This window comes from Delftia tsuruhatensis NBRC 16741 (assembly GCF_001571325.1).
Taxonomy (GTDB): Bacteria; Pseudomonadota; Gammaproteobacteria; order Burkholderiales; family Burkholderiaceae_C; genus Comamonas; species Comamonas tsuruhatensis.
This window is the reverse complement of sequence record NZ_BCTO01000054.1, coordinates 1-26,349: the sequence shown is the minus strand read 5'-3', so window position 1 is coordinate 26,349 and position 26,349 is coordinate 1. Positions and strand designations below refer to the sequence as shown.

The 26,349-nt window shown below is 66.7% G+C and carries 28 protein-coding genes; 9 read left to right on the top strand and 19 right to left on the bottom strand.

Features of this window, described 5'->3' with window-relative positions:
* Positions 1-216: 216 nt before the first annotated feature.
* Both DTS01S_RS24080 and DTS01S_RS24075 read left to right on the top strand, forming a co-directional pair.
* Positions 217-636, top strand: a complete 420-nt coding sequence (locus tag DTS01S_RS24080) for a ribonuclease domain-containing protein (RefSeq protein WP_016447232.1) — start codon at positions 217-219, stop codon at positions 634-636.
* A 149-nt stretch (positions 637-785) separates the two neighbouring features.
* A complete protein-coding gene (locus DTS01S_RS24075; RefSeq protein WP_013804792.1) occupies positions 786-1,211 on the top strand; it encodes a barstar family protein in 426 nt (141 codons plus the stop codon).
* 66 nt (positions 1,212-1,277) lie between these two features.
* On the opposite strand, the gene rsmA is transcribed toward DTS01S_RS24075, so the two are convergent.
* From rsmA to DTS01S_RS24060, 3 genes are all read right to left on the bottom strand, one after another.
* Complete coding sequence (rsmA, locus tag DTS01S_RS24070) at positions 1,278-2,045, bottom strand: 16S rRNA (adenine(1518)-N(6)/adenine(1519)-N(6))-dimethyltransferase RsmA (protein ID WP_017404994.1); 768 nt, start codon at positions 2,043-2,045, stop codon at positions 1,278-1,280.
* Between the two features lie 76 nt (positions 2,046-2,121).
* The gene (locus tag DTS01S_RS24065) at positions 2,122-3,549 is read right to left on the bottom strand and encodes a peptidylprolyl isomerase (RefSeq protein ID WP_016447234.1); all 1,428 of its coding nucleotides are present in this window, start codon (positions 3,547-3,549) and stop codon (positions 2,122-2,124) included.
* A 41-nt stretch (positions 3,550-3,590) separates the two neighbouring features.
* Positions 3,591-6,026: an LPS-assembly protein LptD gene (locus DTS01S_RS24060; RefSeq protein WP_174538930.1), complete on the bottom strand. Its 2,436-nt coding sequence runs from the start codon at positions 6,024-6,026 to the stop codon at positions 3,591-3,593.
* 92 nt (positions 6,027-6,118) lie between these two features.
* Here DTS01S_RS24060 and DTS01S_RS24055 point away from each other — a divergent pair, with 92 nt between their 5' ends.
* Together DTS01S_RS24055 and DTS01S_RS24050 are read left to right on the top strand one after the other, a co-directional pair.
* A complete protein-coding gene (locus DTS01S_RS24055) occupies positions 6,119-7,216 on the top strand; it encodes an aminoglycoside phosphotransferase family protein (protein ID WP_016447236.1) in 1,098 nt (365 codons plus the stop codon).
* 13 nt (positions 7,217-7,229) lie between these two features.
* Positions 7,230-7,982 carry a 16S rRNA (uracil(1498)-N(3))-methyltransferase gene (locus tag DTS01S_RS24050; RefSeq protein ID WP_017404997.1) on the top strand — a complete coding sequence of 251 codons (753 nt, stop codon included), beginning with the start codon at positions 7,230-7,232 and terminating at the stop codon, positions 7,980-7,982.
* Here the strand turns inward: DTS01S_RS24050 and DTS01S_RS24045 are convergent.
* Both DTS01S_RS24045 and DTS01S_RS24040 read right to left on the bottom strand, forming a co-directional pair.
* The gene (locus tag DTS01S_RS24045) at positions 7,969-8,835 is read right to left on the bottom strand and encodes an alpha/beta hydrolase (RefSeq protein ID WP_017404998.1); all 867 of its coding nucleotides are present in this window, start codon (positions 8,833-8,835) and stop codon (positions 7,969-7,971) included. The two genes, DTS01S_RS24050 and DTS01S_RS24045, sit on opposite strands and share 14 nt — an antisense overlap.
* Positions 8,835-10,349 (bottom strand): M20 family metallopeptidase, encoded by a 1,515-nt coding sequence (locus tag DTS01S_RS24040; RefSeq protein ID WP_061289156.1) that lies wholly within the window; start codon positions 10,347-10,349, stop codon positions 8,835-8,837. The genes DTS01S_RS24045 and DTS01S_RS24040 overlap by 1 nt, the downstream gene beginning before the upstream one ends.
* A gap of 123 nt (positions 10,350-10,472) precedes the next feature.
* On the opposite strand from DTS01S_RS24040, the gene DTS01S_RS24035 reads away from it, so the two are divergent.
* Positions 10,473-10,862 carry a MerR family transcriptional regulator gene (locus tag DTS01S_RS24035; RefSeq protein ID WP_016447240.1) on the top strand — a complete coding sequence of 130 codons (390 nt, stop codon included), beginning with the start codon at positions 10,473-10,475 and terminating at the stop codon, positions 10,860-10,862.
* Between the two features lie 38 nt (positions 10,863-10,900).
* The gene (locus tag DTS01S_RS24030) at positions 10,901-11,542 is read left to right on the top strand and encodes an NAD(P)H-dependent oxidoreductase (RefSeq protein ID WP_016447241.1); all 642 of its coding nucleotides are present in this window, start codon (positions 10,901-10,903) and stop codon (positions 11,540-11,542) included.
* On the opposite strand, the gene DTS01S_RS24025 is transcribed toward DTS01S_RS24030, so the two are convergent.
* The 4 genes from DTS01S_RS24025 to DTS01S_RS24010 form a co-directional block, all read right to left on the bottom strand.
* Positions 11,526-12,689 (bottom strand): glycerophosphodiester phosphodiesterase, encoded by a 1,164-nt coding sequence (locus DTS01S_RS24025; protein WP_017405000.1) that lies wholly within the window; start codon positions 12,687-12,689, stop codon positions 11,526-11,528. The two genes, DTS01S_RS24030 and DTS01S_RS24025, sit on opposite strands and share 17 nt — an antisense overlap.
* Positions 12,690-12,759: 70 nt before the next feature.
* A complete protein-coding gene (metW, locus tag DTS01S_RS24020) occupies positions 12,760-13,344 on the bottom strand; it encodes a methionine biosynthesis protein MetW (protein ID WP_012207840.1) in 585 nt (194 codons plus the stop codon).
* Complete coding sequence (metX, locus tag DTS01S_RS24015) at positions 13,341-14,489, bottom strand: homoserine O-succinyltransferase MetX (protein WP_026062280.1); 1,149 nt, start codon at positions 14,487-14,489, stop codon at positions 13,341-13,343. The genes metW and metX overlap by 4 nt, the downstream gene beginning before the upstream one ends.
* A gap of 106 nt (positions 14,490-14,595) precedes the next feature.
* Positions 14,596-15,174, bottom strand: coding sequence for a TMEM165/GDT1 family protein (locus tag DTS01S_RS24010; RefSeq protein ID WP_017405002.1), 579 nt, complete (start codon positions 15,172-15,174; stop codon positions 14,596-14,598).
* Positions 15,175-15,667: 493 nt separating this feature from the next.
* Between DTS01S_RS24010 and DTS01S_RS24005 the strand changes: the two genes are divergently transcribed.
* Positions 15,668-16,033, top strand: coding sequence for an RNA recognition motif domain-containing protein (locus DTS01S_RS24005; RefSeq protein WP_016447246.1), 366 nt, complete (start codon positions 15,668-15,670; stop codon positions 16,031-16,033).
* Between the two features lie 255 nt (positions 16,034-16,288).
* Complete coding sequence (locus tag DTS01S_RS29980) at positions 16,289-16,819, top strand: RNA recognition motif domain-containing protein (RefSeq protein ID WP_074921147.1); 531 nt, start codon at positions 16,289-16,291, stop codon at positions 16,817-16,819.
* A gap of 103 nt (positions 16,820-16,922) precedes the next feature.
* On the opposite strand, the gene DTS01S_RS23995 is transcribed toward DTS01S_RS29980, so the two are convergent.
* The 4 genes from DTS01S_RS23995 to DTS01S_RS23980 are packed head-to-tail and all read right to left on the bottom strand — an operon-like array spanning position 16,923 to position 19,940.
* Entirely contained in the window at positions 16,923-17,723 is an 801-nt protein-coding gene (locus tag DTS01S_RS23995) for an SDR family oxidoreductase (protein WP_061289150.1), read from the bottom strand.
* 41 nt (positions 17,724-17,764) lie between these two features.
* Positions 17,765-18,382 (bottom strand): LPS export ABC transporter periplasmic protein LptC, encoded by a 618-nt coding sequence (gene lptC / locus DTS01S_RS23990; protein WP_016447249.1) that lies wholly within the window; start codon positions 18,380-18,382, stop codon positions 17,765-17,767.
* Positions 18,379-18,939: a KdsC family phosphatase gene (locus DTS01S_RS23985; RefSeq protein WP_061289147.1), complete on the bottom strand. Its 561-nt coding sequence runs from the start codon at positions 18,937-18,939 to the stop codon at positions 18,379-18,381. The genes lptC and DTS01S_RS23985 overlap by 4 nt, the downstream gene beginning before the upstream one ends.
* Positions 18,939-19,940: a KpsF/GutQ family sugar-phosphate isomerase gene (locus DTS01S_RS23980; protein ID WP_016447251.1), complete on the bottom strand. Its 1,002-nt coding sequence runs from the start codon at positions 19,938-19,940 to the stop codon at positions 18,939-18,941. The genes DTS01S_RS23985 and DTS01S_RS23980 overlap by 1 nt, the downstream gene beginning before the upstream one ends.
* Before the next feature lie 96 nt (positions 19,941-20,036).
* Between DTS01S_RS23980 and DTS01S_RS23975 the strand changes: the two genes are divergently transcribed.
* Positions 20,037-20,594, top strand: coding sequence for an adenine phosphoribosyltransferase (locus DTS01S_RS23975; protein ID WP_017405006.1), 558 nt, complete (start codon positions 20,037-20,039; stop codon positions 20,592-20,594).
* A 17-nt stretch (positions 20,595-20,611) separates the two neighbouring features.
* Here DTS01S_RS23975 and DTS01S_RS23970 read toward each other — a convergent pair whose 3' ends face one another.
* From DTS01S_RS23970 to DTS01S_RS23945, 6 genes are all read right to left on the bottom strand, one after another.
* Positions 20,612-21,349, bottom strand: a complete 738-nt coding sequence (locus DTS01S_RS23970) for a hypothetical protein (RefSeq protein WP_016447253.1) — start codon at positions 21,347-21,349, stop codon at positions 20,612-20,614.
* 177 nt (positions 21,350-21,526) lie between these two features.
* Positions 21,527-22,006 carry a Crp/Fnr family transcriptional regulator gene (locus DTS01S_RS23965; RefSeq protein WP_016447254.1) on the bottom strand — a complete coding sequence of 160 codons (480 nt, stop codon included), beginning with the start codon at positions 22,004-22,006 and terminating at the stop codon, positions 21,527-21,529.
* A gap of 223 nt (positions 22,007-22,229) precedes the next feature.
* The gene (gene mnmE, locus DTS01S_RS23960; protein ID WP_061289144.1) at positions 22,230-23,651 is read right to left on the bottom strand and encodes a tRNA uridine-5-carboxymethylaminomethyl(34) synthesis GTPase MnmE; all 1,422 of its coding nucleotides are present in this window, start codon (positions 23,649-23,651) and stop codon (positions 22,230-22,232) included.
* A 550-nt stretch (positions 23,652-24,201) separates the two neighbouring features.
* Positions 24,202-25,092, bottom strand: a complete 891-nt coding sequence (locus DTS01S_RS23955; protein WP_227472608.1) for a methylenetetrahydrofolate reductase — start codon at positions 25,090-25,092, stop codon at positions 24,202-24,204.
* Between the two features lie 103 nt (positions 25,093-25,195).
* Positions 25,196-25,864 (bottom strand): epoxyqueuosine reductase QueH, encoded by a 669-nt coding sequence (locus tag DTS01S_RS23950; RefSeq protein WP_003056085.1) that lies wholly within the window; start codon positions 25,862-25,864, stop codon positions 25,196-25,198.
* A partial coding sequence (locus DTS01S_RS23945; RefSeq protein WP_156493786.1) for a LysR substrate-binding domain-containing protein occupies positions 25,861-26,349 on the bottom strand: 489 nt, incomplete at its 5' end. The genes DTS01S_RS23945 and DTS01S_RS23950, both read right to left, overlap by 4 nt.

Genomic DNA, 26,349 nt, shown 5'->3' with positions numbered 1-26,349 from the left:
TCGTTTTGGCCGCGCGCGTTTTTGAGACAACGGGCGGCATTTGCATTGAATGGAAGGCAACTCAGGCGCAGAGTTGCCTTCTCACTGTTCAATCCCCAGACATTTCCTCGGTCAAGCTGCCTGTTTTTTAGGCAGAACTTGCATTTTGAGGGGTGTTCCGTCACACTAGCGGGTCGAGATTTCAGGGCTTCCCTGGATTTCTGAAAGGTGTAGTTGATGCTGAAGGCAGCCGCCGCCAAGGCGTACCAGTCCGGTCTAGCGCTCATCGTCGGGGCCGCCTTTGTGCTGTCGCCCTCGCTCGCTGATGCGCGCCGCTCGGCGCCCGAGAGCGCGGATTCGACGGCGGCCATGGCCACCGTCACCCTGTCAGAGCTGCCGCGCGAAGGCCGTTCCACCTATACGCTGATCCTGCGCGGCGGGCCTTTTGCCCACGACAAGGACGGCACGGTGTTCGGCAACCGCGAGCGCATCCTGCCGCGCCAGTCGCGCGGCTACTACCGTGAGTACACGGTGCGCACGCCCGGCTCGCGTGACCGCGGAGCCCGCCGCATCGTCTGCGGCGGAGAGCCCCAGCAGCCCGATGCCTGCTACTACACCAGCGACCACTACAGCAGCTTTCGCAAGATCATCGAATGACCTCGACCCAGTCTTTGCAGCCAGTTCGACCCTCCGCGTCCGACGCAGTGCGCTGGCAGGGGTCTGCATTTCATCCACAGCCCGGGGACGCCGCAGGCCACGTGCCCGTACCCGCAGGCCACATCCACGTTAGAGAAAGAGCCACGGAGATGGATGCACCACTTCGTAAGATCCCGGACACCCCTTTGCGGAACGTGCGCGCCAATATCGTGCAGTCCATCCGCGCCTACAGGGTGGAGGATCTGCAACAGGCGGCCGAGACGCTGGGGTGCCATTTCCTGTATGCCAACCTGGCCCATGCGCAGACCAAGGCCGACATCCTGGAGCTGCTGGCCACGCAGTTCTTCTTCCCCGCGCATTTCGGCAAGAACTTCGACGCGCTCTACGACTGCCTGACCGACCCCATCCACAAGGCCGGCCCGCAGCCGGGCTTTGTGCTCGTGCTCGACCAGATCCCGACCACGCCCAAGTTCGACAAGGAAGTGCGCGAGCAGCTGCTGGACAGCTTCCGCGACGCGGCCGAGTACTGGGCCGAGCGCAAGATCCCGTTCCGCTGCTTCTACTCTTTCCTGTAAGAGCCGCACATTGATTGCACGGCGCCAGCGTCCCATGCGGGCGCTGGCGCCGTGCGCCACCTGCGTCTAGCTGCGCGTGAACCGGGCTGCAAGTGCCTCGTACTCGGACACCGGCACTTCCTCGGCGCGGCGCTGCAGGTCGAACTCCCCGTCAAAGCCCTTGGCTTCCAGCCAGCGCCCCAGCGTGTTGCGCAGGATCTTGCGCCGCTGGCTGAAGGCCACCTGCACCATCTCCTCCAGCAGCTTCGCGTCCAGGGCCGCCGGCGCCTCGCGCGGGACCATGCGCACGACGGCGCTGTCCACCTTGGGCGGCGGATTGAAGCTCTCGGGCGGCACGTACAGCACGCTCTCCATCGCATAGCGCCACTGCAGCATGACCGTCAGCCGCCCATAGGCCGCCGTGGCCGGAGAGGCCACCATGCGGTCGATGACCTCCTTTTGCAGCATGAAGTGCTGGTCCTCGACCACGTCCACCTGCTCGAGCAGGTGAAAGAGGATGGGGCTGGAGATGTTGTAGGGCAGGTTGCCCGCAATGCGCAGCTTGGGCACGCCCAGGCGCGCAGCGATGGCGCGAAAGTCCACCTTGAGCACGTCGGACTCGACCACGTCGAGCTGCTCGTGCAGGCGCAGGCGCACGGCCAGGTCGCGGTCCAGTTCGATCACGGTGAGCCGGCCCAGGCGCTCGACCAGGGGCTGGGTCAGGGCCATCAGGCCCGGACCGATCTCGACCATGGACTGGCCCGGCCGGGGATCGATGGCACGCACGATGCCGTCGATGATGCCGCCATCGGTCAGGAAGTTCTGGCCGAAGCGTTTGCGAGGAATGTGTTTCATAGAAAAAGCAAGGCGGTGCGCCATGGCACCGCCTTCCATTGTGGACTGCCGCAGCCATGGCTGCTTGGGGGGTGTCTTATTGCGGGGGCTCGCGGTACTCGACGTAGGCGCGGCCACGCAGCTCCTGCAGCCAGGTCTGGTAGTCGGTTTCGAGCTTGCGCTCGCGCACCACGTTGCGCACCATGTCGCGCTGCTCGCGCGGCGTCAGCGCGGCCTGGCGACGCTCGATGAGCTGGATCAGGTGCACACCGAAGCGCGAGACCAGCGGGTCGCTGACCTGCCCGGGCTGCAGCGCATTGAGCACCTGCTCGAACTCGGGCACGAACTGGCCGGGCGAGGCCCAGCCCAGATCGCCGCCGTTGCGCGCGCTGCCGTCCTGCGAGAACTCGCGGGCCAGCGATTCGAAGCTGGCCTGGCCGCTGTCCACGCGGCGCTTGTAGTCGGCCAGGCGCTTGGCGGCATCGGCCTCGGTCATCTGGTCGCCGATGCGCAGCAGGATGTGGCGCGCATGGTTTTGCGTGACCACGGAAGGCATGCCGGCCTGCGACTTCTCCAGCACCTTGAGCACGTGAAAGCCCGCGCCCGAACGGAAGGGGCCGACGATGCCGCCCTGCGGCGTCTGGCCCACGGCCTTGGTGAACAGTTCGGGGTAGCGGTCCAGCGGGCGCATGCCCATGGCGCCGCCGCCCTGGCCGTCGGGCACATCGGAGAACTCCTTGACCACGGCCAGGAAGTCGCCTTGCGTGCGGGCCGCCTCGGCAGCCTGCTTGGCGCGGGCTTCGCGCTCGGCCACTTCGGCGGGGCTGGCATCCTCGCGCACGGCGATCAGGATGTGGCCCAGGTTCACGGCCGCCGGCGCCTTGTCGGCGCCGCCGCTGCGCTGCTCGGCTAGGTAGCGGTCGATGTCGGCTTCGGTCACGCGCACGCGGCCGTCCACATCGCGCTCGCGCAGGCGCTGCAGCGTGATCTGGCGGCGCAGTTCTTCGCGGAACTGCTTTTCGTTCACGCCCTCGGCCCGCAGGCGTGACTGCAGGCCGGCCTTGTCCAGGCCGTTTTGCCGCGCCACATTGGTCAGCGCCTGGTCCACGGCGTAGTCATCCACGCGCAGGCCCGTGTCCTTGGCTTCCTGCAGCTGGGCCTTTTCCACGATCAGCCGCTCCAGCACCTCGCGGGCCAGCAGCGCCTCGGGCGGCATCTGGCCGCCCTGCTCGGCAATGTTCTGCGCCACGCGCGCCATGCGGGCCCGCACCTCGTTGTTGGTCACGGGCTCGGAGTTGACCACGGCCACGATGTAGTCGGCCGAGCGCACGCCGGCATTGCTGCCGCGATCACGCGACAAGGGCTGGTTGGTGGCGTCCAGCGCGCGCGAGACGGAGGCATCGCCGGCCTGGGGCGCCCTGGACTGGCCCGGAACACGCAGGCCTTGCGCCTGGGCTGTGGTGGCCAGCAAGGCCAGCGCCACAGCGGCCGCTGCGCAGCAATGGGTCTGGGAAAGAAAACGCATGGGAGAGATGCCTTGCAAAAAGCGTGTTTGGAGCCTTGGCTCTAATCGTAATTGGTGAAGCGGCTGGGCGGCGTCACCGACTCGCGCAGGTACTGGTAGCGCGGCACATTCTGCTTGAGGCTGCGCTGCGGGTCGGCACCCAGGCTCAGCCGCGAGAAGCCTACGAACTCGATCTGGAACAGCAGCCGGGTGTTGGACTGGGTGATGGAGCTTTGCAGGCGCTCCAGCACCACGCGGCCAATCCAGCAGCAGCCGTCGTACTCCAGCCCGACCACGGTATCGACGAGCTTGCGGTCCTTCAGGCTGTAGTTCAGCCGGCCCACCGTGTACCAGCGGCCGCCGCCCTGGCCACGGCCGGCACCCAGGTCACGGCCCTTGTCGCCCCAGAGGTCGTTGATGGGCCATTGCCAGCCCACATCGACCAGCTTGCTGGCATCGGTGCGTGCCACGGTGTCGTACTGGGTACGGTAGGCCACGTTCACCGTGCGGTAGGAGCTGGGGCTGTAGCGCGCGCCGAAGGTGGTGCGCACCGGGCGGTTCAGGTCGCGGTTGTACTGGGTCGTGCCTTCGGTGGACCAGGCATCGGTCCAGTTGATGGCCGCACCCAGCAGCACGTCGGACAGCCGGCTGGTGGCAGGCACCTCGCCGGGCAGGATGACCTTCTGGTCGGAGAAACGCACGCGCTGCGCAATGCCGAAGCGCGCCTTTTCCGCGCCCGTGGCCCCGTCGATCAGGCGAGTGGTCGCGCCCAGGGTCAGCAGGTGGTTGTCGGCAATGCGGTCCTGGCCGTTGTAGTCGTTTTCGGAGTAGATGCTCGCGAAGTTGAAGTCGTTGCGCGCCGTGTCGTACAGCGGCAGAAAGCTCTGGTCGCGGTAGGGCGTGTAGGTGTAGAAGGCGCGCGGCTCGAAGGTCTGCAGCAGCTGGCGGCCGAACAGCGTGGTGTCGCGCTCGAACACCAGGCCGCTGTCCACACTGACCGTGGGCAGCGTGCGCGAGGCGTTGCGGCTGCCGTTGCTCATCAGGCGGTCCACCTGGTAGTTGCTGGTGTGCAACTGGATCCTGGGCGTGATGAAGGCGCCCGGCGACAGGAAGGGACGGCTCAGCTGCGCCTGCATGTAGCTGCGCTGGCCGTTGTTGTAGGTCATGCCGGCCAGGGGCTTGTCGATCTCGAAGCGCGTGGTGTCGGCCACGAAGCTGAAGTCCAGGCCGTGCGGCAGGTCCAGCGGCGTGTAGCGCCATTGCAGCTGCGGCTTCATGCCGTAGGGCGGGGCAATGGGCGCCGATGCGTCCTGCATGGTCTGCCAGTACAGGGTGCGCAGGGTCAGCACCCCGTCGCCACGCGCCCAGGACAGGTTCACGTCGTTGGGCAGCAGGCGCTCGCGCAAGGAACGGGCGGCCAGCGGGAAATCACGCCAGTAGTTGTCGTCGCTGACGCGGTTGAGGTTCATGTTCAACCCCAGGCCGCCGATGGGCGAGCTGATGACGCTCCGGTGCTGCAGCGAGTAGGCCCAGCGGTCACGGTCGCGCTGGCGGTCGCCCGGCATGTAGGCCGCGTAGGCCTCGCCCGAATAGGTCGGCTCCAGGTAGCGGAACTGGGCGCCCAGGTTGACGCCGCGCTTGCTCATGACCGAGGGATACAGGGTCATGTCGCGGTTGGGCGCGAGGTTCCAGTAGTAGGGCTGCGTGTATTCGATGCCGCTGAGCTTGTCCAGGCCCATGGTGGGAGGCAGCAGGCCCGACTTGCGCTTGTCCGACAGCGGAAAGCTCATGCGCGGCACGGGCAGCACGGTCACGCCCTTGAACTGCAGGGCCGCGCCTTCGGCCACGCCGACTTCCTCGGCCATGTCGATGTGCAAGGTCCGGGCGCGCAGCATCCAGGCCGGCTGCCAGGTGGCTTCGTCATCGCGCTGGCAGGTGGTGTAGGTCGCGTCATGGACCACGGCATGGTCGCGGTCGATGAAGTCCACGCGCGAGGATTTGCCGTAGGCCCCGTTGGCCAGGAAGCGGTAGCCGGCGTTGTCGAAAAAGCCCTTGAAGGCATCGACCTGCAGGTCCAGCTGCGAGCCTTCGTAGACATTGCCGGCCTGGTTGATGTGCACGGCGCCCGAGGCATTGACGCGGTCGTCGGGCACCTGGTATTCGAGCCGGTCGGCGCGGATCATGGTGTCGCCGCGGCGCAGTTCGGCATTGCCCTCGATCACCGCATTGATGTCCGGCTGGCCGCTGAGCGCGTCACCGCGCACGTAGACGGGCTGCTGGGAGCGGACCGCCTCAGGGTAGGTTTCCTGCATCAGCGTGCTGGGGCGCAGCGGGCGCACCTGCTGCAGCCGGCCTTCATCGGCCGCAGCGGGCTGGGCATGGGCCAGCGTCGAGCCACCGGCCCATGCGAGAGCCACAAGCCAGGCCAGCGGGCGTACAGCGGGGCGCGCGGGCGCGCGGGCAGCCAGCGGATCGGGGAGCGGCGGTCGGAGGTACACGGTGGTCAACAGCGGCGGGTGGACAAAGGCGCAAGCCTAGCATCACCGCCGGGCATTCGCCGGGGTGGCGGTTTGTAGAATCGCGATTATCCATGAGCCATCCAAACACCCCCACGGCCGGCGTTGTCTGGGCCGACCCCGCCCGCCATGCCGCCTTCGACGCCTGGCTGGCCCCGCTGTCCGCCCGCCACGCGCTGCGCCCCGAAACCCTGCGCCCGGCATCGGCCGATGCCAGCTTTCGCCGCTATCTGCGCCTGGACACCGCCGCCGGCGCCAGCCTCATCGTCATGGATGCCCCGCCGGACAAGGAAGACTGCGCGCCCTTCGCCAAGGTGCAGGCACTGATGGCCTCGGCCGGCCTGGCCGTGCCGCAGATCCTGGACTGGGACGCCGTGCACGGCTTCATGCTGCTGTCCGACCTGGGCGGCCACACCGTCATCGAGGCGCTGGACCCGGAAAAGCCCCAGGACGCGGAAGCCTGGTACCGCTCGGCGCTGGAGGTGCTGCTGGCCTGGCAGACCGCCTCGCGCCCCGACGTGCTGCCCGCCTATGACGACGCCCTGCTGCGCCGCGAACTGCAGCTGTTCCCCGACTGGTACATCGCGCGCCACCGCGAGACCGTGCTCGACGACAGGCAGCAGGCCACGCTGGCCAAGGCCTTCGACCAGATCGTGGCCCACAACCTGGCGGCACCCAGCGTCTTCGTGCACCGCGACTTCATGACGCGCAATCTCATGCAGCCCGTGACCGCCAGCGGCCCGCTGGGCGTGCTGGACTTCCAGGATGCGGTCTACGGCCCGGTGACCTATGACATCGCCAGCCTGCTGCGCGATGCCTTCATCAGCTGGGAAGAGGACTTTGTCATCGACATTACCGTGCGTTACTGGGAAAAGGCACGCAAGTCGGGATTGGTGGGCGCGCGCAGCCAAAGCGGCTGGGGCGACGATTTCGGCGAGTTCTACCGTGGCGTGGAATGGATGGGGCTGCAGCGCCACCTCAAGGTGGCCGGCATCTTTGCACGGCTGACACTGCGAGACGGCAAGCCCCGCTACCTGGCGGATACGCCGCGCTTCATCCACTACATCCGCGCCACCTGCAGCCGCTACCGCGAACTGACGCCGCTGCTGCGCCTGGTGGACCAGATCGAGAACATCCAGCCCCAGGTGGGCTGGGCCTACGGGCGCGTTTGAGGACAGATACGCCATGCCACGCTTTCACTGCCCCATCGCGCTGCGCAGCGGCGACGACATCGAACTGCCGCCCGGCGCGGCGCGCCATGTGCAGGTGCTGCGCCTGCAGCCCGGCGACGGCATCACCCTCTTTCAGGGCCGTGCCGGCGAGGGCTTCAGCGGCGGCGAGTTCGAGGCCACCGTGCTGCGCATGGGCCGCAGCGACGTGGCCGTGCGCATAGGCGCGCACCACGCCGTGGAACGCGAACCGCTGCGCCCCGTGCACCTGCTGGCAGGCATCACGGCCAACGAACGCATGGACTGGCTGGTGGAGAAGGCCGCCGAGCTGGGCGCCGCCAGCATCACGCCGCTGGTGGCCGAGCGCAGCGTGCTCAAGCTCAAGGGCGAGCGCTCCGAGAAAAAGCTGGCGCACTGGCAGGCCGTGGCCGTGTCGGCCTGCGAGCAGTGCACACGCAACCGCGTGCCGCCGCTGCATGCGCCCACCGACCTGCAAGACTGGCTGGAGGGCGGCGCGAAACAGCTGCCGCCCGGCACGCTGCGGCTGCTGCTGTCGCTGGGCGAGGGAACCCGGCCGCTGGGCGAGATCGTGGACGCCACGGCCGAGGATGCGCCCGTGGTCTTTCTATCGGGCCCCGAAGGGGGCCTCTCTCCGGCCGAAGAGGCCCTGGCCCGCGCCCAGGGTTTCGTGCCCGTCACGCTGGGTCCACGCGTTCTGCGCGCGGAAACCGCGCCCTTGGCCGCGCTGGCGGCGCTCACGCTGGACTGAACCGGCCCAGCCACTGCCGCAGCCTGGTGAACACGGGCGCGGCGAAGGCATCGCTTTCGTTGAACAGCTCGTGGTAGGCGCCGTCAAAGCACTGCGCCTGCACCACGGCCGGCGGCGCACGGTCGGAAAAGGCCTGGCTGCCGGCCGGCGCCACCAGCCTGTCGTCCCCTGCCCACAGCAACAGGCTGGGCACACTCCAGCTGCCCGCACGGGCCAGCACCTGCGGGCCGCCCTGCGCCAGAAAGCGCGCCAGCCGTGCGCTGATGCGGTCGTGGCACAGCGGATCGGCGCGGTAGGCATCGCAGACCGCCACGTCGTGCGAGAGATACGGAATCTGCAGGCCGTTGGACACGCGCAGATCGGGCAGCAGGCGCGGCAGCGTGCCAACGAGCAATTTCTGGATCGGCGACAGACCCACATCGAGGGCTGGCGAGGACAGCACCAGCGCATCGACAGGCCGGATGGCCCGGGCCACGAACAGCGCCGCCACCAGGCCGCCCAGGCTGTGGCCCAACAGCACCAGCGGCTGGCCGGCCGGTTGCCGGGCGCGCGTGTCATCCACCACGGCCGCCAGGTCGTCCAGAAGCCGGTTGTCGCCCGTCAGGCCACCGCGCGGCCCTGCCGAGCGTCCGTGGCCATATTGGTCGTAGCCGCGTACGGCATAGCCCCAGGCATTGAGCCGCTGGGCCAGTGCCGCATAGCGGCCGATGTGCTCGCCCAGGCCGTGCACCAGCAGCACGGTGGCGCGCGCCGGGCCCTCGCCGGCAGGCCAATCGCACAGTGACAGCTCGGCGCCGTCGCCGGATGCCAGGCGTGTGACCTGGCCTTCCGGCGTGGGGGCAAACGCTGCCATCACGCCACGCCGGCAGTGCCGGCACCGGCTTCGGAAGCTGCCTGCATCCCGGCCATGGCGGCGATCACCTGGGCCACGGCGGCCGTGAGCTTCTTGGCATAGGGCACGTGCAGGAATTCATTGGGGCCGTGGGCGTTGCTCTTGGGGCCGAGCACGCCGCAGACCATCATCTGGGCCTTGGGAAAGCCCTGGCTGAGCATGTTCATCAGCGGAATCGTGCCGCCCTGCCCGATGTAGCCGCAGGAGGCGCCGAAATGCGCCTGGCTGGCGGCGTTGAGCGCGTCCTCGAACCAGCCGTCCATGGCTGGCGCATTCCAGCCGCTGGCACCCGACAGCCCTTGCCAGGTCACACGGGCCTGGTAGGGCGCGTTGTCCTCCAGCAGCGCCTTCATCTCCTGCACGCAGGCGGCGGCATCAACCAGGGGCGGCAGGCGCAGGCTGAGCTTGAAGGCCGTGTAGGGCCGCAGCACGTTGCCGGCATCCTGCAGCGCGGGCAGGCCCTCTGCGCCTGTGACACTCAGCGTGGGCTCCCAGGTGCGCTTGACCAGCGCCTGCACCGGGTCGGTGGTGGTGGGCAGGGCAAACAGCGTGGAGCCGCCGCAGTCGTAGTGCGCCCAGGGAAAGCGCGCATAGGTCTCCTCGCCGAGGATGGCCGCCGTGGCGCGCATCTGGGCCATGCGGTCGGCCGGGACCTCGCAGTGGAAGCTGGCGGGCAGCAGGCGCCCGGTCTTGCTGTCCTCCAGACGGTCCAGCACCTGGCGCAGGATGCGGAAGGACGACGGCACGACGCCCGAGGCATCGCCCGAGTGCACGCCCTCGGTGAGGATCTCCACCTTCAGCGTGCCGCTGGCCATGCCGCGCAGGCTGGTGGTCAGCCACAGCTGGTCGTAGTTGCCGGCGCCGCTGTCCAGGCAGATCACCAGGCCCACATCGCCCAGGCGCGGACGCAGGGCATCGACATAGGGCAACAGGTCGCGCGAGCCGCTTTCCTCGCAGGTCTCGATCAGGCCCAGGATGCGCGGGTGCGGCACGCCCTGGCGCTTGAGCTCCTGCACGGCCGCGATGCTGGCGTAGACCGCGTAGCCATCATCGGCACCGCCGCGCCCGTACAGCTTTCCGTTCTCGTACTTGGGCGTCCACGGACCCAGATCGCTGCGCCAGCCGTCGAACTCGGGCTGCTTGTCCAGATGGCCGTACATCAGCACCGTGGGGCTGGAGGCCGCCTTGTCCTGCGTGCCTTCCACCTCGAAGAACAGCACTGGCGTGCGGCCCGGCTGGCGCACGATCTCCAGCGTCAGGCCCGCCACCTTCTGCGCCTGCACCCAGTCGGCCGCATTGCGCAGCACGGTCTCCAGGTGGCCCTGCTGCTCCCAGTCGGGCGCGAACATGGGCGACTTGGCGGGAATGGCGATGTACTCGGTCAGCGCCGGGACGATGCGCTCGTCCCAGGAGCGGCTGATCCGGTCCAGCGCGGCTGCGGGCTGCAGCAGTTGTGAAGGAGTGCGTGCATTCATGGTGGGTCCTCGTGTCAGGGATGGGCGCACCGTTCGAGCGAAGCCAGCGCCGCGATCCGGTCATTGTGCGCCAACGCCATGCAGACCATGAGAGCCCGGCGCCAGCGACTACGATCACGCCCGATGTATATCGGAGAACTCGCCCGACGCGCCGGCTGCTCGCCCAAGGCCGTCAGGCTCTATGAATCACGGGGCCTGCTCGGTGCCGTGGCGCGGGCAGGCAGCTACCGCGTGTATGGGCAGCAGGATCTGGTGCTGGTGCAGCGCATCCGCCAGGCGCTGGGGCTGGGCTTTCGGCTCGACGAGCTGCATGGCCTGCAGCGCCTGGACCACGCCGACAGCTGGGACGCGCTGGCCCGGCTGCTGCGCGGCCGCCGCGAGCAGGTGCAGGCGCAGATGCAGCACCTTCAGGGACTGCAGACGCAGCTGGCCGCACTGGAGCGTGAGCTGCTCGAATGCCGCCTGGAGCCGGCGGATTCCAGAGAACGCGCCTGCGAGACCGCCATGGCTTGATCCAGGGTCTTGACCCTGCCCCTTGGGGCAAGGCGAACATGGCCGCCATGTCTCCAAGCACTACGCACCCCCATCATCCCCAGCGCATCCTGATCATCCTCGGCCACCCGTCGGCCGGCAGCCTGTGCGCCGGCCTGGCCGATGCCTATGCCCAGGGCGCACGCGACAGCGGTGCCCAAGTGCGCACGCTGCGCCTGGGCGAACTGGAATTCGACCCGCTGCTGCGCGCCGGCTATCGCCAGGATCAGCCCCTGGAGCCTGACCTGCAGCAGGCCCAGGCCGACATCCTGTGGGCCAGCCACCTGGCCTGGGTCTATCCGACCTGGTGGGGCGGCCTGCCGGCCTTGCTCAAGGGCTTCATCGACCGCATCTTTCTGCCGGGCTTCGCCTTCAAGTACCGCAAGGGCTCGATGCTGTGGGACCGGCTGCTGGCCGGCCGCACCGCCGATCTGCTGGTGAGCATGGATTCCCCGCCCTGGTATTACCGCTGGCTGGCGCACATGCCGGGCCATCACCAGATGCGCCGTGCCATCCTGGAGTTCAGCGGCATCCGGCCCGTGCGCATACACAGTTTCGGACCCGTGCTCGGCGCCGATGCCGCACGCCGCCAGCAGTGGCTGGAGCAGGCGCAGGCAGCGGGCCGGCGCACGGCAGCACGTCCGGTCAAGGCCGCGACTTGAGCAAAGCGTCAATGGCGGCTCGCCCCACCGACGGGTCGTCGGTGAAGATGCCATCGATGCCCGTGCGCAGGAAATCGTCCATGTCGGCGCGCGCATTGCCACGCCGGGCGCCGTCCTGTGCGGGCGGCGATTTCAGGCTCAGGGGAAGGAAGGCGTTCTCGGGCCGCAGCGTCCAGGGATGGACCAGCAGCCCCGCGCGATGGGCATCGGCCACCAGCGCAGTGGGCGCGGCATTCGCGCCCTGCACCACGGGGATCACCATGCTTTTGCTCGGCCCTATGCCGTTGGCGTAGCGCGCAATCTCGGCCAGGCCTGCGGGCGTGACCATGTCGGCATAGCCGGGGCCCGTGCCGCGTGCCACGCTGTCATAGGGCTTGCCCTTGGGCGCCAGCAACTGCACCAGGCGCAGGCTGCTGCGCGCACGGATCCAGCGCAGGTTCTCGACCTCGAAGGACTGCACGAAGACTGGCGCCTGCGCATGGTTCCAGCCGTTGTCCGCGAGCAGCTTGAGCAGCGCGGGCTCCAGCGGCAGGCCGATGGACTGGAAGTAGCTCGGGTGCTTGGTCTCGGGATAGATGCCGATGGTGCGGCTCGAGCGTGCGCTCTCGGCTCGGGCCAGGTCGATGACCTCCTGCAGCGTGGGCACCTCGAAACGGTCATTGAACTGCACATTCGCCGGGCGGATCGCCGGGATGCGTTCGCGCGCACGCAGCGTCTTCAGCTCGGCCAGCGTGAAATCCTCCACGAACCAGCCCGTGATCGCCTGCCCGTCGATGGTCTTGGTGGTCTTGCGCGCCGCGAACTCGGGGCGGTCGGCCACATTGGTCGTGGCCTCCTTGAGGCTGCCGTCGGCCGCGAGGATGGCGATGGCGTTCTCATGCCGCGCCACCAGCACGCCATCGCGCGTGATGACCAGGTCGGGCTCGATGAAGTCCGCGCCCGCGCGTATGGCCTCGCGGTATGCCTCCAGCGTGTGCTCTGGCCGCAGCGCCGACGCGCCGCGATGGGCGATCAGCGCGGGCCGGGGCTGCCAGTCGGCAGCGGCATCGCTTCGGGCGGGCGCCTGCGGTGCGGCGCAGCCGGCCACCAGCAGGCCGGCGGCCGCGCCGGCCAGGGCCAGCGCGCGGCGGCGTGGGAGGTTGTCCATGTCTGTCTCCGGGGTCTCGGGGCATTCGATTGTGCGCGCCGGGGATGACACGGGCATGGCCCGCATGCGCTCAGGCGTGCTCGAAATGGAAGACCGCCGTGCCCGCCATGAGATTGGGCAGGGTACGCACGCTGCGGCCATCCTGCAGGCCGAAGGAGTCCAGTATGCGCAGCCGGTTCCGGGTGGCCAGCACCTCGAAGTCCTTGTAGGTGCCCACGCGGATATTGGGCGTGTCATACCACTGGTAGGGCAGGCGCCGCGTCACCGGCATGCGCCCGCGCAGCACGGACAGGCGGTTGGGCCAGTGCGCGAAGTTGGGGAAGGCGACGATGCCCGCGCGCCCTATGCGCGCCGTCTCCTGCAGCATGGTCTCGGCATTGCGCAGATGCTGCAGCGTGTCGATCTGCAGCACCACGTCGAAGCTGTTGTCCTGGAAGATGGCCAGGCCGTCCTCCAGGTTCAGCTGCAGCACGTTCACGCCCCGGCGCACGCAGGCCAGCACGTTGGCGTCATCCAGCTCCACGCCGTAGCCGGTGCAGCCACGCTCGCGCTGAAGGTGCGACAGCAGGGCGCCATCGCCGCAGCCCAGGTCGAGCACGCGCGAGCCCTTGGGGATCAGGCGCGCAATCGCCTGCATGGTGTTCAGCTCGGTCATGCGGCCTCCTTGGCGGCTGTCGTGGTTTCCTGGGCGATGCCGTCGAAGTAGGAGCGCATCACGTTCATGTAGCGGGGGTCGTCGAGCAGAAAGGCGTCATGGCCGTGGGGCGCGTCGATCTCGGCATAGCTGACGTCGCGGTTGTTCTCCAGCAGCGACTTCACGATCTCGCGGCTGCGTGCGGGCGCGAAGCGCCAGTCGGTGGTGAAGCTGACCAGCAAAAAGCCGGCCTTGGCCACCGACAGCGCCTGGGTCAGGTCGCCGCCATGCGTGCGCGCCGGGTCGAAGTAGTCGAGCGCGCGCGTGATCAGCAGGTAGGTATTGGCGTCGAAGTAGCTGCTGAACTTCTCGCCCTGGTAGCGCAGGTAGCTCTCGATCTGGAACTCCACGTCCTGCGTGCTGTACTTCAGGTCCAGGCCCTCCCTCAGCTGGCGGCCGAACTTCTGGTTCATCACGTCGTCGCTCAGGTAGGTGATGTGGCCGATCATGCGGGCGATGCGCAGGCCGCGCGCCGGCACCACGCCATGCTCGTAGAAATGCCCGCCATGGAAATCCGGATCGGTGACGATGGCGCGCCGCGCCACCTCGTTGAAGGCGATGTTCTCCGCATTGAGGTTGGGCGCGCTGGCCACGACCACGGCATGGCGCATGCGGTCCGGATGGCGCAGCGACCAGGACAGCGCCTGCATGCCGCCCAGGCTGCCGCCCAGCACCGCGGCCAGCTGCGCTATGCCCAGCCGGTCCAGCAGCCGGGCCTGGGCGTCCACCCAATCCTCCACGGTGACCACGGGAAAGTCGGCGCCATAGATCCTGCCGGTGTCCGGATGCGCGTGCATGGGGCCCGTGGAGCCAAAGCACGAGCCCAGGTTGTTCACGCCGATCACGAAGAACCGGTTCGTGTCCACGGGCTTGCCGGGGCCGATCATGTTGTCCCACCAGCCCTCGCTCTTGGGCTGGCCCTCGTACACGCCGGCCACATGGTGGGAGGCGTTGAGCGCATGGCAGACCAGCACGGCATTGCTGCGGTCGGCGTTGAGCTGCCCGTAGGTCTCGTAGGCGAGGTCGTAGTCACGGATCGAGCCGCCGCCCTGCAGCGGCAGCGGCTCGTCGAAGTGCATGGATTGTGGTGTGGCGATGAAGGACATGAAAAAACCCGGCATCGCTAAAAACGAGGCCGGGTTCTCTGGTGTCGTCTTTAGCTGGATTTATAAAGCGCCCGCAAGCAGAAGCAAATCGGCGCATGAAGAATCATTATGCCAAAACGCCTGCCCCCGGAAGGAACAGGGCCAGCACGCCCAGCACCAGGAAGATCACGGCCGAGATCACATGCACCAGCCGGATGGGCACGCGCTTGACCAGCTTGTCGCCCAGCCACACCACGGGAGCGTTGGCCAGCATCATGCCCAGCGTAGTGCCCGCCACCACCCACAGGTAGGCGTTGTACTTGGCCGCCAGCATCACGGTGGCAATCTGCGTCTTGTCGCCCATCTCGGCCAGGAAGAAGGCCACCAGCGTCGTGCCGAAGACGCCCCAGCGCGAATGCCCGGAGACCTCGTCCTCGTCGAGCTTGTCGGGGATCAGCATCCAGACCGCCATGCCGATGAAGGACAGGCCCAGGATCCAGCGCATGGCGTTCTCGCCAAGATAGCTGGTGATCCAGGCGCCCACGGCACCGGCCAGCGCATGGTTGACCAGCGTGGCCACGAAAATGCCCGCCACGATGGGCCAGGGTTTGCGAAAACGCGCGGCGAGCACCAGCGACAGCAGCTGGGTCTTGTCCCCCATCTCGGCAAGCGCGACGACGGAGGTTGAAATCAGGAAGGCTTCCATGGTGTGGGGATTTATCCGGCCGGATAGAGCACGCATTGACCACGCTCCGACTCCGGCCTTTGGATCGGTGCGCGGTCAATGGTCTCGATCGGTCACACGCAGCATTGCACTGCGCGCCGCATACGCCATAGGCCAGCGAAGGCCCAAGTTTGTTGACGCATGCATCCGGCTGCTGAGCCGAACGATCTACTCCCCAAAGACTGAGCCGGCGATCATAGCAGCCCTCGGATCTGCATGCCGGCCCCCACTGCCGCCAAGGCACTTGCTTATGCGCTGCCGCAATTTCAGGGTAACTCCCAGGGGCATTCTGTGGCGGGCACGACGAATTTTTGCGAAACAGTAATAACGTGCGAAAACTTCTGCCACATAATGGGCGAGCTTTCGTTCGGGCTTCGGCTCAATGAGTGCTAGTGCGTTTGCGTCTCTAACGTTGTCATCCCGTGTTGACTCCCTAGGGCTCCATCGCGTTTTCCAGTTTTTTCAGGAGTCCTCCATGGGCAACAAGCTTTACGTCGGCAACCTGCCGTACACCTTCCGTGACAGCGATCTGGAGCAAGCCTTCAGCGAATTCGGCGCCGTTAACAGCGCCAAGGTAATGATGGAGCGCGACACCGGCCGTTCCAAGGGTTTCGGCTTCGTCGAAATGGGCAGCGATGCCGAAGCACAAGCTGCTATCCAAGGCCTGCACGGCCAAAACCGCGGCGGCCGTGACCTGGTGGTCAACGAAGCCCGCCCGATGGAGCCCCGCGCTCCCCGTAGCGGCGGCTTCGGCGGCGGCTTCGGTGGTGGCGGCGGTGGCGGCTTCGGCGGTGGCAACCGCGACGGCGGCTACGGCGGTGGCCGTCGCAACAGCTACTAAGCTCTCGCTTAGAGCATGCGTTAGCAAAAAAAGGGGCCCTCTGGGCCCCTTTTTTGTTGCCAAACGTTATCAGCTTGTGTTTTCGAGCATTTATCTTTTTGATTTTTGTGCTTCATAATTTAGTTTCGGGCAGACCCGTTCGAACGCTATGTGTTTAGGAAGGTTGGCCAGGCTCTTGTATACAAGGAACCTGATGTCTGTGCGTCCTGAAGCCGAGCGCAAACCAGTGAGCATTGAGGAGTTGAGGAGTTTTTGATGGGCAATAAGCTTTACGTCGGCAACCTTCCCTATGGTGTGCGTGACAACGACTTGGAGCAGGCATTCAGCCAGTTCGGCGCTGTCACCAGCGCCCGGGTCATGATGGAGCGCGACACAGGCCGTTCCAAGGGATTCGGGTTTGTCGAGATGGGCAGTGATGCCGAGGCTCAGGCTGCCGTTCAGGGCATGAATGGCCAGCCATTGGGCGGACGCAGCCTCGTGGTGAACGAAGCACGTCCCATGGAGCCTCGCCCCCCGCGTTCGGGCGGCTTTGGCGGCGGTGGCGGCGGCTATGGCCGTGGTGATGGTGGCGGCGGCGGCGGTTACGGTGGCGGTGGCCGCGGTGATGGCGGTGGCTACGGACGCGGTGACGGTGGCGACCGTGGCGGCTATGGCCGTGGCGACGGCGGCGGTGGCGGCGGCTACGGCGGTCGTGGCGACGGCGGATTCCGCAGCCCTTATGGCTCCGGCCCCCGCAATGGTGGCCGTGGCGGCGGCTGGGGAAACAACAATAACAACGGGGAATGAGATCCACGGTTCTCAGTGTTACCCCGAATCAAAAAGGCTCCTTCATGGAGCCTTTTTTACGCACAAGATGCGTGCATGAACATATTCAGAACGGCAATGGGCATCAGGGATTTTCCAAATGCCGATGTTTGCGCTTCCGTCCTACAAGCAGCCTGTCGAATATCGCGTTGGGGAGAATTTTCATCAACCGCCCCACCCAGGCCATTTGCCATGGAATGATGACCAGACTGCGGCGAGCTTCAATGGCACGCCAGGCCCTTGCGGAAAACTCCTGCGGCTCCAATAGGAATGGCATGCCATAGCGGTTACCACGCGTGAGGGGTGTATCCACATAGCCAGGAAGCAATGTCGTGACTTTTACGCCACTACTGCGCAATTCACCGCGAAGGCTTTCGCAATAGGCAATGACTGCAGCCTTGCTGGCGCAATAAGCGCCGTGTCCTGGCAGGCCGCGCAGCCCGGCCACACTGGAAATTCCGACCAGTTGCCCGCTTCCACGCTGCACCATGGGTGCGATGAAGGGGTGGAAGCTGGCCGCAACCCCCATCGTGTTGACGGCCAGCACCTGCTGCATGGTGTCGATATCCTCGCGCATCGAGGTGTCCACGCCCCAGCTGACGCCAGCATTGGCGATCACGACATCGGGCAGGCCCTGCTGCTGCTCGCAGCGCCGGGCGGCGGCGATGATGCTGTCAGGCACGCCCACATCAGCCTCGTAGAGGGCGAAACGCGAGGAGTCCAGGCCCTGTTGCGCAGCCCATTGCGCCATCACGTCGCCGCGCCGAGCCACCAGCGCCAGCGACCAGCCTTGCTGGTAGGCGTGCCAGGCCAGGGCCTGGCCTATGCCGCTGGATGCGCCGGTGATGAAGGCCAGGGGTGCCGGGCTGCGCGAGGATGTCGTCATGGCTTGTTCTCCATCGGCATGCCTGCGCTTGCGCTGGTGCCTTACTTGGTCCTGGAAGGCTGCAGGGTGCCGCGCACGCGGCCCTGCAGTTTCATGACCAGATCCAGGTTGCTGTACTGCATGCTATCGGCCGTGAAGCGGTCCTTGCCACGGGTCAGCACCACGGGCTGGTTGGAACTCACGCGCTCCTCGTTGGGCCAGGCGTGCAGGAATTCGCCCTGGAATTGCAACTGCGGCTGCGGCTGTTTACCTGCTGTCACAAATGGCTCGCGCGTGACGATGGCATTGCCGAACATCTGCACCTCGGAACCATCGGCATTGCTCAGCGCCCGGTTCGCACTGCCGCGCGTGATGCGGCCTTCGGGCGAGACCGCGAACATGCGGACGTTGTCGATTTCAAGCGTGTCGGTATCGGGATAGTGGCGGCCCATGCTGCCCTCGATCTGGCTCTTCAGACGCCCCGTGGCATCGAAGCTCTTGATCGAGAAATCCTTCATGAAATAGTCGGGCTCGTGCGCCACGGCCTTTTCGGTGCCGCTGGCCAGGGGCTGCGGCGCATTGCGCACCAGCCACCAGGTGCCCAGCGCCAGCAGGCCCATCAGCAGCACGGGCAGGTACAGGGAAAGCCGGTCACCGACGCGGCGCCAGGCCTGGGTCATGATGCGTATTCCGCCAGCAGCCCGGCATAGGCGCCACGCGCGGCCAGCAGCAGGTCGCACAGCTGGCGCACCGCTCCTTCACCGCCGCTGCGCGGCGTGACCCAATCGGCCACGGCCAGCACTTCGTCATGGGCGTTGGCCGGTGCGCAGGCGAAGGCGGAGCGCCGCATCACGGGCAGGTCCGGCCAGTCGTCGCCCATGGCTGCCGCCTGGTGCCATTGCAGGCCCAGCTCCTTCAGGATGGCCTCGGCGGCAGGCTCCTTGTCTTCCGTGCCAAAGCGCGCATGCGTGACGCCCAGATTGCTCAGCCGCAGGCGAAGCGCGGGCGAATCGCGGCCAGTCACCACGGCGGGCGTGATGCCAGCCTTTTGCAGCAGTTTCAGACCATGGCCGTCCAGCGTGTTGAAGCGCTTGAGCACTTCGCCTTCGCCAGAGAACAGCAGGCCGCCATCGGTCAGCACGCCATCGACATCGAAGAATGCCACCCGCACATCCTGCGCCAGCAGCAGCAGTGGTGCGTCCCAGTTCTGCACGGGCGTCAAGGGAGCGCGTGCCATCAGATTACCTTGGCGCGCATCAGGTCGCGGATATGGACCACGCCGCGCAGCTGGTGCTGCGCATCGGCCACCAGCACGGCGGTGATGCCGTGCTCCTCCATCATGCTGGCGGCGTCGACGGCCAGCGCGTCTTCGGCGATGGTGCGGGGGCCCTTGTGCATGACATCGCCGGCCTGCAGCGCGCGCAGGTCGGTGCCGGCCTCGACACGGCGGCGCAGGTCTCCGTCGGTGAAGATGCCTTGCAGCACGCCTGCCGCATCGACGATGGCCGAGCAGCCCAGGCCCTTGGCGCTCATCTCGCGCATCAACTCGACAAAGCTGGCATCGGCCCCGACCTTGGGCAGCTCTTTGCCGCTGCGCATGACATCGCGCACATGGGTCAGCAGCTTGCGGCCCAGCGCGCCGCCCGGATGGGAGCGCGCAAAGTCCTCGGCGCCAAAGCCGCGTGCATCGAGCAGTGCCACGGCAAGGGCGTCGCCCATGGCCATCTGCGCGGTGGTGCTGGCCGTGGGTGCCAGGTTCAAAGGGCAGGCCTCGCGCTCCACACGGGTGTCCAGCACCCAGTCGGCATGGCGGGCCAGCGTGGACTGCGCGCCGCCGGTCATGGCCACCAGGGGTATGCCCTGGCGCTTGATGGCAGGCAGCAGCACGGTGAGTTCATCGGCCTCGCCGCTGTTGGACAGCGCCAGCACCAGATCGATGCCGGTCACCATGCCCAGGTCGCCATGGCTGGCCTCGCCCGGATGCACGAAGAAGGCGGGAGTGCCCGTGGATGCCAGGGTGGCCGCCACCTTGCGCCCGACATGGCCACTCTTGCCCATGCCCATCACGACGACGCGGCCGGACAGGCTCAGGATGCGCTGCACCACTTCACCGAACACGCCATCCAGGCGCTGCGACATGGCAAGAAGGGCATCGGCCTCGATGCCCAGGGTGTCGCGGGCCAGGCGCAGGACCCTGGACGTATCCAGCGCATTCAAGGTGGCAGCATCAGAATTCATCTGGAAGATTTTAGGCGGTCTGGCTACCCGGCGGCGGCGGCCCCATCGGGCGTCTGGGTACACTGGCCCGTTCTTTCCAGCCCCCGATCCAGCGCCATGCACACCACCCTCAGCGTCAACGACTACCTGCGATCGCACATACGCACCGTGCCCGACTGGCCGGCGCCCGGCGTGCAGTTCCGCGACATCACGCCGCTGCTGCAGGACCCCCAGGTCTTTCGCGTGATGACCGACGCCTTCGTGCACCGCTACATGCAGCGCGGCATGCGCCCCGACGTGGTGGCAGGGCTCGATGCACGCGGCTTCATCCTGGGTGCCGTGGTGGCCCACGAGCTGGGCGTTGGCTTTGTGCCCATCCGCAAGAAGGGCAAGCTGCCGTTCACCACGGTGGAGGAAACCTATGAGCTCGAATACGGCAGCGCCACGGTGGAGCTGCACACAGATGCCGTCAAGACCGGTGATCGCGTACTGCTGATCGACGACCTGATCGCCACCGGCGGCACCATGATGGCCGGCAAGAGATTGCTGGAAAAGCTGGGCGCCACGGTGATCGAGGGCGCGGCCATCGTGGATCTGCCCGAACTGGGCGGCTCCACCCTGCTGCGCGATGGCGGCCTGCCGCTGTTCACGCTGGTGGATTTCGCCGGCCACTGAATCAGGCCGGCGCCCGGTCAGCGCAGTTCGCCGTACTGGGTGACACCCAGGTCCAGATGGTCCAGCGTGCTGTGGTGAAAGTCCGCGCCGCGTTCGCCTGCGCCTGGCCCGAGCAAGGGGCCCGAGCGGCGCACGCCGGCGGGCGCCGCAGCTGCAGAGCCCGCACCACGGGCTGCAGCGGGCATGGCCGCCACGGCCATCTTGAAGGCGGCCATTTCCTGATCGTCTATGGGCTCGAACGGCGCCGTGTCCTGCCTGCGGCGCTGGGGCGCCACGGCCTCCATCGCAGCCACGGCGGGGACGGCCACGGGCTGGACGGGACGCGGTGTGCGCACGGCCACGGAATGCACCTGGGCCTGGGCGGCAGCGTTCTGGTCGCTGACCCGCCAGTACACGGCTGTCACGACCGCGCCCATGCGGGCCTTGGCCGCCTGGGCCAGCATGGCCTCGATCTCGCTGAGCCGAGCGGTTTCGCTGGCATAGGCCCGTGCCAAGTCCATCATCACCACGAAGCGCTGGCCCACGCTGTCCAGCGAGAGCACCTTGAACTTGTAGCTGGCCGACAACACCCCGGCACGCACCATGACATCGCGCACCACGCCATAGAGCTGCTCACGGCGCTCGGACCGCTCGCTGCGGCGCCCGGCCGCGACGGCATCACGGCGTGCCGCGGGGTTGGCCTGGCCATCGTTTCCAGGCGAACCACGGCCCTGTTCGGGCAAAGGCTTGCGGGAAAACCAGTTGAACACAGACATGGGGGCTCTCATTGTCACGAATAGTCACAAACTCGCGGCATTGTGCCTGCAACTTGGCGACATTTTGAGCACAGGTGTTGCAAAAACCGCTGTATCAATTTGTCGCAGAGCAAAGCCCGGTCTGTAATCCCACCCGGCCCCCCGAGAGCCTTCGCCCAAGTGCCGTTCAGGTGCGGCTCAGGTGCTCGCCACCCGGCGGCGGCTGTCCACTGCGCGTCGCGCCAGGACCTGGCCGGCGGCCATGACCAGGGCCAGAGCCACCCCGGGCTGGCGGTTGCTGAGTTCGGCGAAGCGCATGGCCGTCAGGCACCACAGGCGCCCCGGCGCGGCAGCCTGCACGGTGGCGTGGCGCGCGCGGTGCGCAAAGAAGGCGCCCTCGCCCAGGATGGAGCCCGGACCGACGATGGCCAGGCGGATGCGCTCCTTGGCATCCTGGTAGTGCACGCTGAGGCTGCCGGACTCCACGAAGTACAGATTGCGGTCCAGCGAACCTTCGGCAAACAGCAGCTCGCCCGCGGCCAGAGTGACGGGCACCAGGTAAGGTGCCAGCAGATCCCACTGCTCCGAGGTCAGCGCGTTCTGCACACCGTCGACAGCCACGGCCGACGACATGGCCTGGGCCAAAGGCCGCAAATCATTGTGGGAGGAAGAAGACATGGCGGATCCGGTTCGAAGTGGGCCGCGTACCCGCTCCGGGACGGCACCCGGCGACAGGCAGCGGCAAGGGCCGCTGCGGCACGCCGCATGCTAAGCGACGGCAGCCGGCACGCCAATGCCGGCGCGTGGGTTTTCGACGGCAAATTTTGTAGCAAAAGATAAATATTGCCGCCATCCCATCAGCCGTGCTGGGCATGCCGCGCACAGCCCGCATCCCCTCTTGTCACTTGCCAATGCAAAAGCTCGAGAAGATCACACCCAGCAGGTCATCCGAGCTGAATTCCCCGGTGATGGAGTTCAGCGAGACCTGGGCCAGGCGCAGTTCCTCGGCCAGCAGGTCCAGATGGGCGGCCTGGGCCGCCAGCTGCAGCTCGGCCTCTTCCAGGCGCGCGGCCACGGCCTGCAGCGCCTCCACATGACGTGCGCGCGCCAGGTACAGGCCTTCGGGAGCAGACTGCCATCCGGCCACATCCAGCAGGCGCCGGCGCAGCGCATCCAGGCCGTCGCCGGTGCGTGCCGACAGCGCCACGCTGCCTTCGCGCCCGCCATGCGCCTGCAGCTGGGCCGGCTCGGCGCGATCGGTCTTGTTCCAGACATCGATCACGGGCACCTGGCCCGGCAGCTTCTGGGCCAGGGTTTCGGCGATGGCCGCGTCTGCGGCCAGATAGTCGTTGTCGCCCATGCGCGTGAGGTCGTGCAGGAAGAGCACGGCATCGGCCGCGGCGATCTCGTCCCAGGCGCGCGCGATGCCGATGCGCTCGACCTCGTCGCTGCTCTCGCGCAGGCCTGCCGTGTCGATCACATGCAGGGGCACGCCCTCGATCTGGATGGTCTGCTGCACCTTGTCGCGCGTGGTGCCGGCGATGGGCGTGACGATGGCCAGCTCGGCACCGGCCAGCGCATTGAGCAGCGAGCTCTTGCCCGCATTGGGCTGCCCTGCGATCACGACCTTGATGCCTTCGCGCAGCAGCGCACCCTGGTGGGCGCGCGACAGCACCTGGTCCAGCTTGCCGCGCAGCCGCGCGAGCTGGCCGCTGGCATCGGCCTTTTGCAGGAAGTCGATCTCTTCCTCGGGAAAGTCCAGCGTGGCCTCGACCAGCATGCGCAGGTGCACCAGCGCATCGCGCAGGCCATGGATCTCCTCGGAGAAGGCTCCCGACAGCGAGCGGCTCGCGCTGCGCGCGGCGGCCTCGGTGCTGGCGTCGATCAGGTCGGCAATGGCTTCGGCCTGGGCCAGATCGATCTTGTCGTTGAGAAAGGCACGTTCGGTGAATTCCCCAGGCTGGGCCAGGCGCAGGCCAGGCAGTACGCTGCGATGGCCTTCGAGAGGCTCTTGCGCCGCCTCCAGGCAGCGTGCCAGCAGCAGCTGCAGCACGACCGGGCCGCCGTGGGCCTGCAGCTCCAGCACGTCCTCGCCGGTGTAGCTGTGCGGCGCCGGGAAGAACAGGGCCAGGCCGTGGTCTATGGGTCCGCCTGCGGCATCGCGCAACGGCAGGTAGGTGGCCTCGCGCGGCTTGAGGTCGCGCCCGCACAGCACCCGCACCAGCGGCGCCACCCCCTTGCCGGAGACGCGCACGATGCCCACGGCGCCGCGCCCCGGAGCGGTGGCGATGGCGGCAATGGGGTCGTTGTGGCGGGGCAGCATGGCTGGAGCTTTCTTGGGAAGGGATTTCAGGCCGCCGATGATAGGCCGCCCATGAAAAATGTCCGCTGTCAAGTCTTTGATGTAGACGGACAGTTCCGTAAAAGGTCTTATGGAATAACAGGTTAGTCCATATTTTGGTCGCTACGCATCCTTGCTGATTTGCGAGCTAGGTGCCACATAGGCGCTTTGCAGTGGCAAACGTAAGGATGTCTCAGCGAGCAAAGTCGCATCATCAAAGTTTCGGTCTATCACCATCTTCCTACAGAAGGCAGTTCGAGAAGGGCGTTTATCGTGTTTGCCCCCCCAATCTGCCAATCGATAGCTCGCACCGTCGAAGCCGATGATGCGGGCGATCCATTTCGATGTGGCATTTGCGCCTGCGTCCGGTGATGTTGGCCGCGTGTGTCCTGTGCCAATGGGATCGCGCCCATGGGGCGCTTGCGCAACGCGAAGGCTGAGGCGGGCGGTAGGATGCTCTCGAAGCGTTCGCCCCAACGAGGTCTGCTTCTATGGGGCATGCCAGTGCAAGCGACTGCTGGAGGCGCAGTAATCACATGGGAGCCGTGTCGATGGGTTGTTCAGGCTCGGCACGCGAGCAGTACTGCTCTACCCACTTCACGGACTGAGCGATGCCTCCGAATGGAAAGAAATGCAGGCTCACCTTTCCATGTGCTTCGGTCAGGCGGGTGGTCAGACGATCCACAAAGAGATCCGGGCCTGCTATGCCGAACAGCTTGCTGATCGAGATGCCGTACTTGGACAACATCGACGCGCATGCGCTAACGCCACACAAGGCGGCATAGCGCGCCAGCACCGCCACGCCTGCAGGGCCCGGCACGCCCACGCGTACGGGATGTTCGACGCCACGCCCGCGCAGGGCTTCCAGCCAGGCCAGCACGATGTCGGCATCGAAGGCAAATTGCGTGACGATCAAGGGCGCCATGCCGCGCCCTTCGATGCAGCGACACTTGTGTTCGAGCACTTTCCAACGATCAGATGTGCTCATGACCGGATGGCCCTCGGGATGGCCACCCACGCCGACCATCTGAATGCCCGAGCGCTCGAACACGCCTGATTCGATCAGTGAGGAGCTGTCGGCAAACGGCCCCAGCGGGGTGGACGGATCTCCAGCGATCACGAAGCAACGCTTGACGCCGGCTTCCGCGACCGCGCGCTGGATGAACGACTCCAGTTTTGCGAACGAGGCGATACGGCGTGCAGCGAGGTGAGGCATGGGCTCAAAGCCGAGTCCGCGAACGGCCTGCGCTGCGGCCAGTCGCGCGTCGTTGTCCTGGTTCGCCAGGTAGGGAATGGAAATGGTTGACCCGGGCAATACACGCGGCGCCGCTGCGGTCAGCGCAGAGATATCCTTCGCGTTGACCTCTAACGAATAGGCGTCGGTGATGTTGCCGATGGGCTTGGACTTGTCGGAATGAAGCAAGGGGCTTGCCATATCTGGCGACTGTTGGGAGAGTTCCGACCCGCCAGCGCTGATCGGGTCGGTTGGAAGCCATGGAGCGGCATCGCTCACCCGGCAGGGCGCGTCAATCTTTGGGGGGCTGTTCGTCACCGTAGAACGTCACGCCGAGCTGGATGCGCTCGCGGCCGCTTTCCACGCGGTGGCGGTTCGTGTCGCGCAGCGAGTAGACGCAGCCGCAGTATTCCTGTTGGTAGAAGTTCTCGCGCTTGCTGATCTCGATCATGCGCGCCGAGCCGCCGCCCTTGCGCCAGTTGTATTCCCAGTACATCAGGCCAGAGTACTTGGCCGCCGCACGCACGCCGCAGTCATTGATCTGCTGCATGTTCTTCCAGCGCGAGATGCCCAGGGAACTGGTGATCACCGGAAAGCCGTGCTCATGCGCATACAGCGCCGTGCGCTCGAAACGCATGTCGAAGCACATGGTGCAGCGCACGCCGCGTTCGGGCTCGTGCTCCATGCCCTTGGCGCGCTCGAACCAGTTGTCCCGGTCGTAGTCCGCATCGACGAAGGGCACGCCGAACTGCTCCGCGAAGCGGATGTTCTCGTTCTTGCGCAGCTCGTATTCCTTGAGCGGATGAATGTTGGGGTTGTAGAAAAAGATGGTGTAGTCAATGCCCGAGGCCAGCATGGCCTCCATGACCTCGCCTGAGCACGGCGCGCAGCACGAATGCAGCAGCACCTTGTCGTGGCCTCCGGGCAGCGCAAGCGCTTTGCGTTCGACGGTGGTGTTCATCCCTTGGCTCCTTGGGCAATAGCGGTGGTGGCAGTTGCAGGCTGGCGGGCCAGTTCGACGAAGGCCCGCACGTAGTCAATGGCGGTATCCGCCTCGCGTGCGCCCAGGAAGATCTGCTTGGCAATACCGCGCGCGCCCAGCCGCACAGGCACCACGTCCATCCTGGCCGCATATTCCTCGACCAGCCAGCGCGGCAGCGCGGCGACACCGCGGCCGCTGGCCACCATCTGCACCATGATGTCGGTGGTTTCGATGGCTTTGTGGCGCTTGGGCGTCACGCCGGCCGGCAACAGGAACTGGCTGTAGATGTCCAGGCGTTCGATGTCCACGGGGTAACTGATGAGCACTTCCCGGGTCAGCTGCTGGGGCTTCACGTAGGCCGTAGAAGCCAGGGGGTGGTCTTTGGCCACGACCAGCACCTGCTCGTAGTCGAACACGGGTTCGAACTTCAGCCCCGGCTTGAACAGCTGGGCTGCTGCCGGTTT

Bases quoted from the DNA above. Each gene is read 5' to 3' on its own strand.
- DTS01S_RS24050 (WP_017404997.1), top strand. From the start codon at position 7,230: ATGCCACGCTTTCACTGCCCCATCGCGCTGCGCAGCGGCGACGACATC.
- rsmA (WP_017404994.1), bottom strand. From the start codon at position 2,045: ATGAAACACATTCCTCGCAAACGCTTCGGCCAGAACTTCCTGACCGAT.
- DTS01S_RS24045 (WP_017404998.1), bottom strand. From the start codon at position 8,835: ATGGCAGCGTTTGCCCCCACGCCGGAAGGCCAGGTCACACGCCTGGCA.
- DTS01S_RS24080 (WP_016447232.1), top strand. From the start codon at position 217: ATGCTGAAGGCAGCCGCCGCCAAGGCGTACCAGTCCGGTCTAGCGCTC.
- mnmE (WP_061289144.1), bottom strand. From the start codon at position 23,651: ATGCTGCCCCGCCACAACGACCCCATTGCCGCCATCGCCACCGCTCCG.
- DTS01S_RS23980 (WP_016447251.1), bottom strand. From the start codon at position 19,940: ATGAATTCTGATGCTGCCACCTTGAATGCGCTGGATACGTCCAGGGTC.
- metW (WP_012207840.1), bottom strand. From the start codon at position 13,344: ATGACCGAGCTGAACACCATGCAGGCGATTGCGCGCCTGATCCCCAAG.
- DTS01S_RS23985 (WP_061289147.1), bottom strand. From the start codon at position 18,939: ATGGCACGCGCTCCCTTGACGCCCGTGCAGAACTGGGACGCACCACTG.
- DTS01S_RS23950 (WP_003056085.1), bottom strand. From the start codon at position 25,864: ATGAACACCACCGTCGAACGCAAAGCGCTTGCGCTGCCCGGAGGCCAC.
- DTS01S_RS24025 (WP_017405000.1), bottom strand. From the start codon at position 12,689: ATGGACAACCTCCCACGCCGCCGCGCGCTGGCCCTGGCCGGCGCGGCC.
- DTS01S_RS24065 (WP_016447234.1), bottom strand. From the start codon at position 3,549: ATGCGTTTTCTTTCCCAGACCCATTGCTGCGCAGCGGCCGCTGTGGCG.
- metX (WP_026062280.1), bottom strand. From the start codon at position 14,489: ATGTCCTTCATCGCCACACCACAATCCATGCACTTCGACGAGCCGCTG.
- DTS01S_RS24030 (WP_016447241.1), top strand. From the start codon at position 10,901: ATGGCCGCCATGTCTCCAAGCACTACGCACCCCCATCATCCCCAGCGC.
- DTS01S_RS24040 (WP_061289156.1), bottom strand. From the start codon at position 10,349: ATGAATGCACGCACTCCTTCACAACTGCTGCAGCCCGCAGCCGCGCTG.
- DTS01S_RS24075 (WP_013804792.1), top strand. From the start codon at position 786: ATGGATGCACCACTTCGTAAGATCCCGGACACCCCTTTGCGGAACGTG.
- DTS01S_RS23965 (WP_016447254.1), bottom strand. From the start codon at position 22,006: ATGTCTTCTTCCTCCCACAATGATTTGCGGCCTTTGGCCCAGGCCATG.
- DTS01S_RS29980 (WP_074921147.1), top strand. From the start codon at position 16,289: ATGGGCAATAAGCTTTACGTCGGCAACCTTCCCTATGGTGTGCGTGAC.
- lptC (WP_016447249.1), bottom strand. From the start codon at position 18,382: ATGACCCAGGCCTGGCGCCGCGTCGGTGACCGGCTTTCCCTGTACCTG.
- DTS01S_RS23995 (WP_061289150.1), bottom strand. From the start codon at position 17,723: ATGACGACATCCTCGCGCAGCCCGGCACCCCTGGCCTTCATCACCGGC.
- DTS01S_RS24055 (WP_016447236.1), top strand. From the start codon at position 6,119: ATGAGCCATCCAAACACCCCCACGGCCGGCGTTGTCTGGGCCGACCCC.
- DTS01S_RS23970 (WP_016447253.1), bottom strand. From the start codon at position 21,349: ATGTCTGTGTTCAACTGGTTTTCCCGCAAGCCTTTGCCCGAACAGGGC.
- DTS01S_RS24010 (WP_017405002.1), bottom strand. From the start codon at position 15,174: ATGGAAGCCTTCCTGATTTCAACCTCCGTCGTCGCGCTTGCCGAGATG.
- DTS01S_RS24005 (WP_016447246.1), top strand. From the start codon at position 15,668: ATGGGCAACAAGCTTTACGTCGGCAACCTGCCGTACACCTTCCGTGAC.
- DTS01S_RS24035 (WP_016447240.1), top strand. From the start codon at position 10,473: ATGTATATCGGAGAACTCGCCCGACGCGCCGGCTGCTCGCCCAAGGCC.
- DTS01S_RS23975 (WP_017405006.1), top strand. From the start codon at position 20,037: ATGCACACCACCCTCAGCGTCAACGACTACCTGCGATCGCACATACGC.